The organism is Streptomyces sp. NPDC031365, assembly GCF_055569765.1.
The window spans coordinates 304237-316823 of the sequence record NZ_JBVIIM010000004.1; the positions used below are offsets into that span (position 1 = coordinate 304237).

A 12587-nucleotide genomic window follows, 5' to 3' on the forward strand; every position below is an offset into this window, starting at 1 on the left:
CTGCAGGCCATGACCGACCCCGCCCGCACCGCGGGACCCGAGAACCCGGCCGACCCGGTGTCCGCCTGGCGCCGCCTGGCCGGCGAAGCCGTCCTGCTCGACGGATTCCACGCGCTCAAGCACGCGGTGCGCTTCGGGGCGGAGGTGCGGACGGCGCTCGCCGCGGACCGGGGCGCCGCGCTCGCCCTCGCCGACGAACTGGCCGGGGACGTACGGGAGGCGCTGGCGGAGCTGCTGACCGAGGTGCCGCACGAGACGTACGCCTCGCTCGTGCCGCGCCCGCACCCGACCGCCGTGGCCGCCCTCGCCGTACGCCCCTCCCGCGCGGGCAACCTGGAGAAGCTGGCGCACACGCCGCGCACCGCGCCCGTGGTGGTCCTGGACAACCCGCGCAACCTCGGCAACGCGGGCGCGGTGATCCGGCTGGCCGCCGGTTTCGGGGCGACCGGTGTCGTGACCACCGGCACGCTCGATCCCTGGCACCCCACGGTGGTGCGCGGCGGGGCCGGGCTGCACTTCGCCACCGCCGTGGAGCGGATGGCCGTCGGAGAACTGCCACCGGGACCGGTCTTCGCGCTCGACCCCGAGGGCGAGGACATCCGCTCCCTGAAGCTGCCGGACGACGCGCTGCTCGCCTTCGGCTCCGAGCGCAGCGGACTGTCGCCCGAACTGCGCGCGCGGGCCGACCATCTGGTGGCGCTGCCGATGCGCCCCCAGGTGTCCAGCTACAACCTCGCGACCAGTGTGGCCATGACGCTGTACCACTGGAGCGCAACCGGGGGCGCACCTCACGCCTCCTAGGCCTCCTTGCGGACCTCGACCACCCGGAACCGGTTGGCCACGAAGGCGCCGTCGCACAGGGCCGCGTTGGCCGCCGGGTTGCCGCCGGAGCCGTGGAAGTCGGAGAAGGCGGCCGTCTGGTTGACGTACACCCCGCCGGTGAGGTTCAGGGAGAGCTGGGCGGCCTCCTCCAGACAGACCTCACGCACCGTCTCCTCGACCTCCGGGGACGTCGTGTACGCGCCGACCGTCATCGCGCCCTTCTCGCGGACCGTCCGCCGCAGCAGCTCCGCCGCGTCGTCGGCCGAGTCGACGGCGACGGCGAAGGAGACCGGGCCGAAGCACTCGCTCATGTAGGCGGCCTCGGCGTCCGGCTTCGCACCGTCCAGCTTCACGATCACCGGCGTACGGACCACCGCACCCGGGAACTCGGGGTGGGCGATCTCGCGGGAGGCGAGGGCGACCTCGCCCAGACCGGCGGCGGCCTCCAGCCGGGCCTTGACGTCCGGGTTGACGATCGCGCCCAGCAGCGCGTTCGCGCGGGCGTCGTCGCCCAGCAGGCCGTCGACGGCCTTCGCGAGGTCGGCGGCGACCTCGTCGAACGACTTGGGGCCCTGATCGGTGGCGATGCCGTCGCGCGGGATCAGCAGGTTCTGCGGGGTGGTGCACATCTGGCCGCTGTACAGGGACAGGGAGAACGCCAGGTTGGCCAGCATCCCCTTGTAGTCGCCGGTCGACTCCACGATCACCGTGTTGACGCCGGCCTTCTCCGTGTACACCTGCGCCTGGCGCGCGTTGCCCTCCAGCCAGTCGCCGAACTCGGTGGAGCCGGTGTAGTCGATGATCCGGATCTCCGGGCGGGTGGCGAGGGTCTTGGCGATGCCCTCACCGGGCCGCTCGGCGGCCAGCGCCACCAGGTTCGGGTCGAAACCCGCCTCGGTGAGCACCTGGCGGGCCACCTGGACGGTGAGCGCGAGCGGCAGCACCGCGCGGGGGTGCGGCTTGACCAGGACCGCGTTGCCGGTGGCGAGGGAGGCGAACAGGCCCGGGTAGCCGTTCCACGTCGGGAAGGTGTTGCAGCCGATGACGAGACCGATGCCGCGCGGGACCGGGACGAACTGCTTGGTGAGCGCCAGCGGGTCGCGCTTGCCCTGCGGCTTGGTCCACTCCGCGGTGTCCGGCGTGCGGACCTGCTCCACGTACGCGTAGGCCACCGCTTCCATGCCGCGGTCCTGCGCGTGCGGACCGCCCGCCTGGAACGCCATCATGAACGCCTGACCGGAGGTGTGCATGACCGCGTGGGCGAACTCCATCGTGCGGTCGCTGATCCGCTTGAGGATCTCCGCGCAGACCACCGCGCGGGCCTCCGCGCCCGCGTCGCGCCAGGCGCGCATCCCGGCCTTCATGGCGGGCAGCAGCTCGTCCAGGTCCGCGTGCGGATAGCTCACGCCCAGCTCGATGCCGTACGGGGAGGTCTCGCCGTCCACCCAGCCGTCCGTGCCCGGCTGGCCGAGGTCGAGGCGGGTGCCGAGCAGGGCGTCGAACGCGGCCTTGCCCGCCGCCATGTCCAGGCTGCCGTTCTCCCCGTACGCCTTGGGGTGCTCGGGGTGCGGGGACCAGTACGCGCGCGTGCGGATCGCTTCCAGCGCCTGGTCCAGGGTGGGACGGTGGCGGGCGATCAGCTCGTGCGCCGTGAGTTCGGCGGCCATGCGGGACCAACTCCTCGTCTCAGGAACTCTTCGTCGAGCTCATGGACCTGTGCGGAAACGTAGGCAGGAACGGGCGGTCAGAGTTAGGGTAACCGAACGATCGGTCGGGACAAGGGGGTCCGCCGCATCTGTGGAAAACCCCGTGCGGGAGGATCGCGCACATGACAGCACTCGACCTCAGCAGTCCCGTGGCCGTGGTCGGCACCGGCACCATGGGCCAGGGAATCGCCCAGGTCGCGCTGGTCGCGGGCCATCCTGTGCGGCTGTACGACGCCGCCCCGGGGCAGGCCCGGCAGGCGGCCGACGCCATCGCCGCCCGGCTCGACCGGCTGGTGGAGAAGAAGCGGATCGGCGCCGCCGAGCGGGACGCCGCGCGTGCCCGTCTCCAGCCCGTCGACGAGCTGAGCGGTCTCGCCGGCTGCTCCCTGGTGGTCGAGGCGGTCCTGGAGCGGCTCGACGTCAAGCAGGAGCTGCTGCGGGCGGTGGAGGACGTCGTCTCCGACGACTGCCTGCTCGCCACCAACACCTCCTCCCTGTCGGTCACGGCGATCGGCGGCGCCCTGCGCGTGCCCGGACGCTTCCTGGGCCTGCACTTCTTCAACCCCGCGCCGCTGCTGCCGCTCGTCGAGGTCGTCTCCGGGTTCGCGACCGACGTCACCAGCGCCACGCGCGCGTTCGAGACCGCCCGCGCCTGGGGCAAGACACCCGTCGCCTGCGCCGACACCCCCGGCTTCATCGTCAACCGCGTCGCCCGGCCCTTCTACGCCGAGGCCTTCGCGGTGTACGAGTCCCAGGGCGCCGACCCGGCCACCATCGACGCGGTGCTGCGCGAGTCCGGCGGTTTCCGGATGGGCGCCTTCGAGCTGACCGACCTCATCGGCCAGGACGTCAACGAGTCCGTCACCCACTCGGTGTGGCAGTCCTTCTTCCAGGACGTGCGCTTCACGCCGTCCCTGGCGCAGCGCCGGCTGGTCGAGTCCGGCCGGCTCGGCCGCAAGACCGGGCACGGCTGGTACGACCACCGGGAAGGCGCCGAGCGTCCCGAACCGCACACCGCCGAGCCCGCCGAACCGCCCGCGTACGTCGTCGCCGAGGGCGACCTGGGACCGGCCTCGGAACTGCTCGCCCTGATCCGTGAGGCGGGCATCGAGGTGCGCGCGCAGGACGAGGACGGCGGCACCCGGCTGGTGCTGCCCGGCGGCGGACAACTGGTGCTCGCCGACGGCCAGACCTCCGTGGAGTTCCTCGACGTCGTCTACTTCGACCTCGCCCTCGACTACCGCACGGCCACGCGGATCGCCCTGTCCCACTGCCAGGACACCTCCGCACGGACCGTCGCCGAGGCCGTCGGCCTGTTCCAGGCGCTCGGCAAGAAGGTCAGTGTCATCGGGGACGTCCCCGGAATGATCGTCGCGCGGACGGTGGCCCGGATCATCGACCTCGCGCACGACGCCGTCGCCAGGGGCGTGGCCACCGAGGACGACATCGACACCGCGATGCGGCTGGGCGTCAGCTACCCCCTCGGCCCCTTCGAGTGGGGCCGCCGTCTCGGCCGCGGCTGGGCGAGCTCCCTGCTCGCGGATCTGCACGAGCGCGAACCGTCCGGCCGCTACGCTCCCTCCCTCGCCCTCTCCCGCCACGCGTGCGCCACCGGGAAGCGGGAGGACACCCCATGACCACCGCCAGGCGCGACACGTACACGCCGGAGACGTTGCTGTCCGTCGCCGTCGGGGTGTTCAACGAGCGCGGCTACGACGGCACCTCCATGGAGCACCTCTCCAGGGCCGCCGGCATCTCCAAGTCGTCGATCTACCATCACGTGGCCGGCAAGGAGGAACTGCTGCGCCGCGCGGTGAGCCGGGCGCTGGACGGGCTCTTCGGCATCCTCGAGGAGGAGCACGCGCGCGTGGGGCGCGCCGCCGAGCGTCTGGAATACGTCGTACGGCGCATGGTCGAGGTGCTGATCGCCGAGCTGCCGTACGTGACGCTGCTGCTGCGGGTGCGCGGCAACACGGACACCGAACGGTGGGCGCTGGAGCGGCGCCGCGAGTTCGACCACCGGGTAGCCGCGCTGCTGAAGGCGGCGGCGGCCGAGGGGGACGTGCGCGAGGACATAGAGGTGCGCCTGGTGACCCGGCTGGTCTTCGGGATGATCAACTCGATCGCGGAGTGGTACCGGCCGGACCAGCGCGGCATGGATGAACGCGAGGTGGCCGACGCGGTGGCGCGGCTGGCCTTCGGAGGGTTGCGCAAGGCCGTCTGAGGCCGTTCCCGGCCGACCCCTGCGCCGTCTCAACCCTGGGGCTCCAGGTCCTCCTCCTCGAACACCAGCAGGGTGCGCGTGCTCAGTACCTCGGGGATGGCCTGAAGCCGGGTGAGCACCAGTTCGCGCAGCGTCCGGTTGTCGGGCGTGTGCACCAGCAGCAGTACGTCGAAATCCCCGCCGACCAGCGCGATGTGGGAGGCGCCGGGGAGCTGTCTGAGCTGCTCGCGGACCGTGCGCCAGGTGTTCTGGACGATCCTCAGCGTGATGTAGGCGGACGTCCCGTGACCGGCCCGCTCGTGGTCGACACGGGCCCCGAAGCCCCTGATGACGCCGTCCTCGAGGAGCCGGTTGATCCGCGCGTAGGCGTTCGCGCGGGAGACATGGACCCGTTCGGCGACCGAGCGTATGGACGCGCGTCCGTCCGCCTGGAGCATGCGCAGGATGTCCTGGTCGATCGCGTCCAGGGGCCGCGCGGGAGGCGGCTGCCCCATCCCCTCCTGGCTCTCGGCCATTTGTTCAGATGCCACCCGCCCCCACCTCTCCGCTGTGGACGTACTGCATCCATCACAGGGTGTGGAGAACCGTTTGTCCACAGCCTGGTGCCACCTGTAGCCAAAATGTGCCGGCGACCGAACAATCGGTTGGTGAGGCGCGTCACAGACGCCGCGCCTCCGACATCCCACGAGGAGGTGCCGTCATGACGGTCATGGAGCAGCGGGGGGCCTACCGGCCGACCCCGCCGCCCGCCTGGCAGCCCCGTACCGACCCCGCGCCGCTGCTGCCGGACGCGGAGCCGTACCGTGTCCTCGGCACCGGGGCCGCCGCCGAGGCCGACCCGGAGCTGCTGCGCCGGCTGTACGCGGAGCTGGTGAGGGGCCGTCGGTACAACGCGCAGGCCACCGCCCTCACCAAGCAGGGCCGTCTCGCGGTCTACCCCTCCAGCACCGGCCAGGAGGCCTGCGAGGTCGCTGCCGCGCTGGTGCTCGAAGAGCGCGACTGGCTCTTCCCGAGCTACCGCGACACCCTTGCCGTCGTCGCCCGCGGGGTGGACCCCGTGGAGGCCCTCACCCTGCTGCGCGGCGACTGGCACACCGGGTACGACCCCCACGAGCACCGCGTGGCCCCGCTGAGCACCCCGCTCGCCACCCAGCTGCCGCACGCCGTGGGTCTTGCGCACGCCGCCCGCCTCAAGGGCGACGACGTCGTCGCGCTCGCCATGGTGGGCGACGGCGGCACCAGCGAGGGCGACTTCCACGAGGCGCTGAACTTCGCGGCCGTCTGGCAGGCGCCGGTGGTCTTCCTCGTGCAGAACAACGGCTTCGCGATCTCCGTACCGCTCGCCAAGCAGACCGCGGCCCCGTCGCTGGCCCACAAGGCCGTCGGCTACGGCATGCCCGGCCGCCTGGTCGACGGGAACGACGCCGTCGCCGTGCACGAGGTCCTGGCCGACGCCGTGCGCCGCGCCCGCGCGGGCGGCGGTCCGACCCTGGTCGAGGCGATCACGTACCGCGTGGAGGCGCACACCAACGCCGACGACGCGACCCGTTACCGGGGCGACGCCGAGGTGGAGACCTGGAAGCAGCACGACCCGATCGCACTGATCGAGCAGGAGCTGACCGGGCGCGGACTGCTCGACGAGGCCGGCGCCGAGACCGCGCGCCAGGACGCCGAGGCCATGGCCGCATCCTTGCGGGCCCGCATGAACCAGAACCCCGCGCTCGACCCCATGGACCTCTTCGCGCACGTCTACGCCGAGCCCACCCCCCAGCTGGAGGAGCAGCGGGAGCAGCTGCGGGCCGAGCTGGCGGCCGAGGCCGGGCCGGAAGAAGGGGCGCAGCGATGACCACCGTCGCCGTCAAGCCGGCCACCATGGCGCAGGCCCTCACGCGCGCGATGCGCGACGCCATGGCCGCCGACGCGTCCGTGCACGTCATGGGCGAGGACGTCGGCGCCCTCGGCGGTGTCTTCCGGGTCACCGACGGGCTCGCCAGGGAGTTCGGCGAGGACCGCTGCATGGACACGCCGCTGGCCGAGGCGGGGATCCTGGGTACGGCCGTCGGCATGGCCATGTACGGCCTGCGCCCGGTCGTGGAGATGCAGTTCGACGCGTTCGCCTACCCGGCGTTCGAACAGCTCGTCTCGCACGTGGCGAAGATGCGCAACCGCACGCGCGGGAAGATGCCCCTGCCGCTCACCATCCGTGTCCCCTACGGCGGCGGCATCGGCGGCGTCGAGCACCACAGTGACTCCTCCGAGGCGTACTACATGGCGACTCCGGGGCTCCATGTCGTCACGCCCGCGACCGTCGCGGACGCCTACGGCCTGCTGCGCGCCGCCATCGCCTCCGACGACCCGGTCGTCTTCCTGGAGCCCAAGCGGCTGTACTGGTCGAAGGACTCCTGGAACCCGCAGGAGCCGACGGCCGTTGAACCGATAGGCCGTGCGGTGGTGCGGCGCTCCGGCCGTAGCGCCACGCTCATCACCTACGGGCCGTCCGTCCCCGTCTGCATGGAGGCGGCCGAGGCGGCCCGGGCCGAGGGCTGGGACCTCGAGGTCGTCGATCTGCGCTCCCTGGTGCCGTTCGACGACGGGACGGTGTGCGCCTCGGTACGGCGGACGGGACGCGCGGTCGTCGTCCACGAGTCGGGTGGCTTCGGCGGCCCGGGCGGTGAGATCGCGGCCCGGGTCATGGAGCGCTGCTTCCACCATCTGGAGGCGCCGGTGCTGCGTGTGGCCGGGTTCGACCTGCCGTATCCGCCACCGATGCTGGAGCGCCACCACCTGCCCGGTGTGGACCGGATCCTGGACGCCGTGGGGCGCCTGCAGTGGGAGGCCGAGAGCTGATGGCACAGGTGCTGGAGTTCAAGCTGCCCGACCTCGGTGAGGGACTCACCGAGGCGGAGATCGTGCGCTGGCTGGTGGAGGTCGGTGACGTCGTCGCCGTGGACCAGCCGGTCGTCGAGGTCGAGACGGCCAAGGCGATGGTGGAGGTGCCCTGCCCCTACGGCGGTGTGGTCACGGCCCGCTTCGGTGCGGAGGGCACGGAACTGCCCGTCGGTGCTCCGCTGCTGACGGTGGCGGTGGGGGAGGCGGACGAGGGCCGCACGGGCGCCGGCGCGGACGCGGGGGACGCGGGGGACGCCGCGGACGCCGGGGGAGCACCCGGCCGGGGACCGGCCACTGAGGGCTCCGGCAATGTCCTGGTCGGCTACGGCACCTCCGAGGCACCGGCCCGGCGCCGCCGGGTGCGCCCGGGGGAGACGGCACCAGCCGCGCCGGCCCCCCGCGCTCTGAACGGGCAGTTCAGGACCGCGGAGCCCGCCGACGCGCAGGCTCCCGCCTCCGGGGCCGCGGACGGACCCGTTCCGGTGATCTCCCCCCTGGTGCGCAGGCTGGCCCGGCAGAACGGCCTTGATCTGCGGGAGATGACCGGCTCCGGGCCCGACGGGCTGATCCTGCGGGCGGACGTGGAGTACGCGCTGCGCGCCGCCGGCACCCAGGGCCGTACGGACGTGCCGGCCGAGACACCGCGGACGGCGGGCGTACCGGCACCGGCCGGTCCCACGAGCACCCCGGCCCTCACCCGCGTCCCCCTCAAGGGCATCCGCGGTGCCGTCGCCGACAAGCTCTCCCGCAGCCGCACCGAGATACCGGACGCGACCTGCTGGGTGGACGCCGACGCGACGGAACTGATGCGGACCCGCGCGGCGATGAACGCGGCCGGCGGGCCGAAGATCTCCGTCCTCGCTCTGCTGGCCAGGATCTGCACCGCCGCGCTCGCCCGCTTCCCCGAGCTCAACTCCTCGGTGGACACCGGGGCCAGGGAGATCGTCCGGTACGACGGCGTGCACCTCGGCTTCGCCGCCCAGACCGACCGGGGGCTCGTGGTCCCCGTCGTACGGGACGCGCACACGCGGGACGCGGAGTCGCTCACGGCGGAGTTCGCCCGGCTGACCGAGGCGGCCCGGGCCGGGTCGCTGACGCCCGCGGAACTCACCGGCGGCACCTTCACGTTGAACAACTACGGCGTGTTCGGTGTCGACGGTTCCACACCCATCATCAACCACCCCGAGGCCGCCATGCTCGGCGTCGGCCGCATCGTCCCCAAGCCGTGGGTGCACGAGGGCGAGCTGGCAGTGCGGCAGGTCGTGCAGCTCTCGTTCACCTTCGACCACCGGGTCTGCGACGGCGGTACGGCGGGAGGCTTCCTGCGGTACGTGGCGGACTGCGTGGAGCAACCGGCGGTGCTGCTGCGAACGCTGTGAGTCCGCTTGCGACTCCTTCGCGGTCTCACCGACCGTGTCCGCGTGCCCCCGCGTTCACCGTGATCGTGGGGGCACGCATACTCGGGGGGTGACCGAGTATCAGCCACCCGGTGATCCGCCCGGTGATCCGCCCGGCGGTCCCTCCGGGCCGTCCACTGGCGTGTACGACGCCGTCGTGCTCGCCGGCGGTGCCGCCCGGCGGCTGGGGGGCGCCGACAAGCCCGGTGTGCGCGTCGGCGGACGGGCCCTGCTCGACCGGGTGCTCGCGGCCTGCGCCGACGCCCGCACCACGGTGGTCGTCTCCGACTCCCGGCCCACCGCACGGCCCGTGGTCTGGGCCCGCGAGGAGCCCCCGGGCGGCGGACCCCTGGCCGCGCTCGACGCCGGTCTCCGGCACACCACGGCCGGCCATGTCGTCCTGCTCTCCGCCGACCTGCCGTTCCTCGGCCGCCGCACCGTCGAGGCGCTGCTGGCCTCCCTCGGCAGCGGCACGGCCGACGGCGTGCTGCTGACCGACTCCGACGGCCGGGACCAGCCGCTCGTCGCCGCTTACCGGGCCGCGTCCCTGCGCCGCGAACTGACCGCGCTCACCGGCCGGCACGGCGGTCTGAGCGGACTCCCCCTGCGCCGGCTGACCGGCGCTCTCGACCTCACCCGTATCTCCGACCCGGTGGCGTCCTTCGACTGCGACACCTGGGACGACATCGCCACTGCCAGGGCACGCATCAGGGAGCATGGACACGTGTTGGATGAATGGATTTCCGCAGTCAAGGACGAGCTGGGCATCGACCTGGACGTCGACACCGGCGTGCTGCTCGACCTCGCCCGCGACGCCGCCCACGGCGTGGCCAGGCCCGCCGCGCCGCTGACCACCTTCCTCGTCGGCTACGCCGCCGCGCGGGCGGGCGGCGACCGTGAGGCCGTCGCCGAGGCGGCCCGCAAGGCCGCGGCGCTCGCGCTGCGCTGGGCGGAGGAGGACACCCGGCACACCCCGGACGCCCCATCTGCCACCGCCGCCGAGCCCGCCCCCGAACCCGATACCCGCCCGGACGCCGGATGACCGCCCACGGCACCCGGACCGACAAGGACGCCGACGATCTCGACGTCGAGGAGGCGCTCGCCCTCGTGAAGGATCGCCCCGAACGCTCCGTCGGCGACCACACCCCCGGTGGCAGGACGAGCCACCCGCACCATCGGGCAACCGCCTGGGCCGAGGCCCGCGCCCTCGCCGAACGCGCACCTCGCCACGGCACCCGAAGCCGCACCGGCTGTCTGACCCCGGTGGCCGTCCCCCTCGCCTCCACCCTCGGTCTCACGCTGGCCGCCCCCCTCACCGCCCTCACCGACCTGCCCTCCTTCGACACCTCGGCGATGGACGGCTGGGCGGTCTCCGGCCCCGGCCCTTGGGACGTACGGGAGGAAGGCGTCCTCGCCGGGCATGCCGGGCACGCACCGCTCACCGACGGCGAGGCCGTCCGTATCGCCACGGGCGCCCGTATCCCTCCGGACACCACCGCCGTGCTCCGCAGCGAACACGGCCGCACCGATGACAAGGGCCGGCTGCACGCCACCGCCACCGGCCGGGCACCGCACACCGTCACCCACGGCCAGGACATCCGCCCCCGCGGCCAGGAGTGCCGCAGCGGTGACCAGCTGCTGCCCGCGGGCACGCAGGTGACCCCGCCCGTCCTGGGCATGGCCGCCGCCGCCGGATACGACACCCTCATGGCCGTCCCCCGCCCCCGCGCCGCCGTGTTCGTCCTCGGCGACGAACTGCTCGGCGAGGGACTGCCGCACGACGGGCTGATCCGGGACGCGCTCGGCCCGCTGCTGCCGCCCTGGCTGCGCGCACTCGGCGCGGAGGTCACCGACGTAGGCCGGGTCGGTGACGACGATCAGGCGCTGTACGAGGCGATCCGCGCCTGTGACGCCGATGTCGTTGTCACCACCGGTGGCACCGCCGCGGGCCCGGTCGACCATGTGCACCCCACGCTGCGCCGCATCGGCGCCGAACTGCTCGTGGACGGCGTCATGGTGCGCCCGGGCCACCCCATGCTCCTGGCCCGCACCAAGGACAACCAGTACCTCGTCGGCCTGCCCGGCAACCCGCTGGCCGCCGTCTCCGGCCTGCTCACCCTCGCCGAGCCGCTCCTGCGGACCCTCGCGGCCCGCCCCGCCCCCGAGCCGTACATGCTGCCGCTGCGGGACGCGGTGCAGGGTCACCCGAACGACACCCGGCTGATTCCCGTCGCCCTGCGCGGCGACCGGGCGCTGCCGCTGCTCTACAACGGTCCGGCCATGCTGCGTGGTATCGCGGCGGCCGACGCGCTCGCTGTCGTACCTCCGGGTGGTTCGGGGCCCGGTGGGGAGGCGGAACTGCTCGACCTGCCCTGGGCGTCCGGGGGAAGCGGGGTGTGTTTCACGTGAAACTTCCGGGTCAGGACGCCATCGCTCGCCAGGCGGACGAACATCTGGTGACCCATCGGGTGAAACTCCCGAGGAAGCTGGTGGAGCATCCGATCCGCCAGGTCACCAAGCGGCTGTCGGTGGCTCTGGTGGTGCTCGTGGTGACGGCGTTCGTCGTGTACGCCGACCGTACGGGCTACAACGACAACTCCGACGGATCCATCGATCTCCTCGACGCGTTCTACTATGCGACCGTCACCCTCTCCACCACCGGGTACGGCGACATCACGCCGGTCAGTGACGGTGCCCGGCTCACCAACATCTTCGTCATCACGCCGTTGCGCGTGCTGTTCCTGATCATCCTGGTCGGCACCACCCTTGAGGCCCTCACCGAACGTACCCGGGAGGAGTGGCGACTGAACCGCTGGAGGTCCGCCTTGCGCGATCACACCGTTGTCGTCGGGTTCGGGACCAAGGGAAGGTCCGCGATCAAGACGGTCTGTGCGACAGGACTCCGGAAGGAGCAGGTCGTGGTGGTCGACCCCAGTGCGAAGGCGATCGAAGCGGCCACGGCGGACGGCTACGCGGGCGTCATAGGGGACGCCACGCGCAGTGAGGTGCTGAAGCGGGCCGAGGTGTACCGGGCACGGCAGATCATCATCGCGACGCAGCGCGACGACACGGCGGTCCTGGTAACGCTGACGGCGCGGCAGCTCAACCGCGGTGCGAAGATCGTGGCCGCGGTGCGCGAGGAGGAGAACGCCCCGCTGCTGAAGCAGTCGGGCGCCGACGCGGTCATCACCAGCGCCAGTGCGGCCGGGCGGCTGCTCGGGCTCTCGGTGCTCAGTCCTTCGGCCGGCATGGTCATGGAGGACCTCATCCAGCAGGGGACCGGGCTCGACATCGTCGAGCGGCCGGTCATAAAGGCCGAGGTGGGCAAGACTCCGCGCGAGACCAACGACCTGGTGGTGAGTGTCGTACGCGGACACCGGGTGCTCGGCTACGACGATCCGGACGTCGGGACGCTGGAGCTGACCGACCGGCTGATCACGATCGTGCGGGCGACGCCGGGCACCCAGATCGCACCCGACATCCGCCCGCTCCCCCGGAGCTGAGCCCCGGCCCCCGGAGCTGAGCCCCGGCCCCCCGGCCCCCGGCCCG

The 12587-nt window shown here is 72.8% G+C and carries 11 protein-coding genes; 9 read left to right on the forward strand and 2 right to left on the reverse strand.

The genetic code is table 11. The annotated features are described in order from the left end of the window. Positions 1–9: 9 nt before the first annotated feature. The gene (locus tag ACZ5C2_RS09325; protein ID WP_468788273.1) at positions 10–801 is read left to right on the forward strand and encodes a TrmH family RNA methyltransferase; all 792 of its coding nucleotides are present in this window, start codon (positions 10–12) and stop codon (positions 799–801) included. Here ACZ5C2_RS09325 and paaN read toward each other — a convergent pair. After that, the gene (gene paaN, locus ACZ5C2_RS09330) at positions 798–2489 is read right to left on the reverse strand and encodes a phenylacetic acid degradation protein PaaN (protein WP_468788275.1); all 1692 of its coding nucleotides are present in this window, start codon (positions 2487–2489) and stop codon (positions 798–800) included. The genes ACZ5C2_RS09325 and paaN overlap by 4 nt on opposite strands. Before the next feature lie 161 nt (positions 2490–2650). Between paaN and ACZ5C2_RS09335 the strand changes: the two genes are divergently transcribed. Both ACZ5C2_RS09335 and ACZ5C2_RS09340 read left to right on the forward strand, forming a co-directional pair. Next, a complete protein-coding gene (locus ACZ5C2_RS09335; protein WP_468788277.1) occupies positions 2651–4165 on the forward strand; it encodes a 3-hydroxyacyl-CoA dehydrogenase in 1515 nt (504 codons plus the stop codon). Further along, positions 4162–4752 carry a TetR/AcrR family transcriptional regulator gene (locus tag ACZ5C2_RS09340; RefSeq protein WP_468788279.1) on the forward strand — a complete coding sequence of 197 codons (591 nt, stop codon included), beginning with the start codon at positions 4162–4164 and terminating at the stop codon, positions 4750–4752. Before ACZ5C2_RS09335 ends, ACZ5C2_RS09340 begins: the two co-directional genes overlap by 4 nt. A 29-nt stretch (positions 4753–4781) precedes the next feature. Here the strand turns inward: ACZ5C2_RS09340 and ACZ5C2_RS09345 are convergent, their stop codons facing one another. Beyond that, entirely contained in the window at positions 4782–5267 is a 486-nt protein-coding gene (locus ACZ5C2_RS09345; RefSeq protein ID WP_468788558.1) for an Lrp/AsnC family transcriptional regulator, read from the reverse strand. 185 nt (positions 5268–5452) lie between these two features. Between ACZ5C2_RS09345 and pdhA the strand changes: the two genes are divergently transcribed. From pdhA to ACZ5C2_RS09375, 6 genes are all read left to right on the forward strand, one after another. Further along, positions 5453–6598, forward strand: a complete 1146-nt coding sequence (pdhA, locus tag ACZ5C2_RS09350; protein WP_468788281.1) for a pyruvate dehydrogenase (acetyl-transferring) E1 component subunit alpha — start codon at positions 5453–5455, stop codon at positions 6596–6598. Beyond that, positions 6595–7599: an alpha-ketoacid dehydrogenase subunit beta gene (locus ACZ5C2_RS09355; protein WP_468788283.1), complete on the forward strand. Its 1005-nt coding sequence runs from the start codon at positions 6595–6597 to the stop codon at positions 7597–7599. Before pdhA ends, ACZ5C2_RS09355 begins: the two co-directional genes overlap by 4 nt. Next, positions 7599–9020 (forward strand): dihydrolipoamide acetyltransferase family protein, encoded by a 1422-nt coding sequence (locus ACZ5C2_RS09360; protein ID WP_468788285.1) that lies wholly within the window; start codon positions 7599–7601, stop codon positions 9018–9020. Before ACZ5C2_RS09355 ends, ACZ5C2_RS09360 begins: the two co-directional genes overlap by 1 nt. An 88-nt stretch (positions 9021–9108) precedes the next feature. Then, positions 9109–10080 (forward strand): NTP transferase domain-containing protein, encoded by a 972-nt coding sequence (locus tag ACZ5C2_RS09365; protein WP_468788287.1) that lies wholly within the window; start codon positions 9109–9111, stop codon positions 10078–10080. Continuing rightward, positions 10077–11447 (forward strand): molybdopterin molybdotransferase MoeA, encoded by a 1371-nt coding sequence (locus ACZ5C2_RS09370; RefSeq protein WP_468788289.1) that lies wholly within the window; start codon positions 10077–10079, stop codon positions 11445–11447. The genes ACZ5C2_RS09365 and ACZ5C2_RS09370 overlap by 4 nt, the downstream gene beginning before the upstream one ends. Further along, a complete protein-coding gene (locus ACZ5C2_RS09375) occupies positions 11444–12541 on the forward strand; it encodes a potassium channel family protein (protein WP_468788291.1) in 1098 nt (365 codons plus the stop codon). Before ACZ5C2_RS09370 ends, ACZ5C2_RS09375 begins: the two co-directional genes overlap by 4 nt. Positions 12542–12587 lie beyond the last annotated feature (46 nt).

Bases quoted from the DNA above. Each gene is read 5' to 3' on its own strand.
- ACZ5C2_RS09325 (WP_468788273.1), top strand. From the start codon at position 10: ATGACCGACCCCGCCCGCACCGCGGGACCCGAGAACCCGGCCGACCCG.
- paaN (WP_468788275.1), bottom strand. From the start codon at position 2,489: ATGGCCGCCGAACTCACGGCGCACGAGCTGATCGCCCGCCACCGTCCC.
- ACZ5C2_RS09335 (WP_468788277.1), top strand. From the start codon at position 2,651: ATGACAGCACTCGACCTCAGCAGTCCCGTGGCCGTGGTCGGCACCGGC.
- ACZ5C2_RS09340 (WP_468788279.1), top strand. From the start codon at position 4,162: ATGACCACCGCCAGGCGCGACACGTACACGCCGGAGACGTTGCTGTCC.
- ACZ5C2_RS09345 (WP_468788558.1), bottom strand. From the start codon at position 5,267: ATGGCCGAGAGCCAGGAGGGGATGGGGCAGCCGCCTCCCGCGCGGCCC.
- pdhA (WP_468788281.1), top strand. From the start codon at position 5,453: ATGACGGTCATGGAGCAGCGGGGGGCCTACCGGCCGACCCCGCCGCCC.
- ACZ5C2_RS09355 (WP_468788283.1), top strand. From the start codon at position 6,595: ATGACCACCGTCGCCGTCAAGCCGGCCACCATGGCGCAGGCCCTCACG.
- ACZ5C2_RS09360 (WP_468788285.1), top strand. From the start codon at position 7,599: ATGGCACAGGTGCTGGAGTTCAAGCTGCCCGACCTCGGTGAGGGACTC.
- ACZ5C2_RS09370 (WP_468788289.1), top strand. From the start codon at position 10,077: ATGACCGCCCACGGCACCCGGACCGACAAGGACGCCGACGATCTCGAC.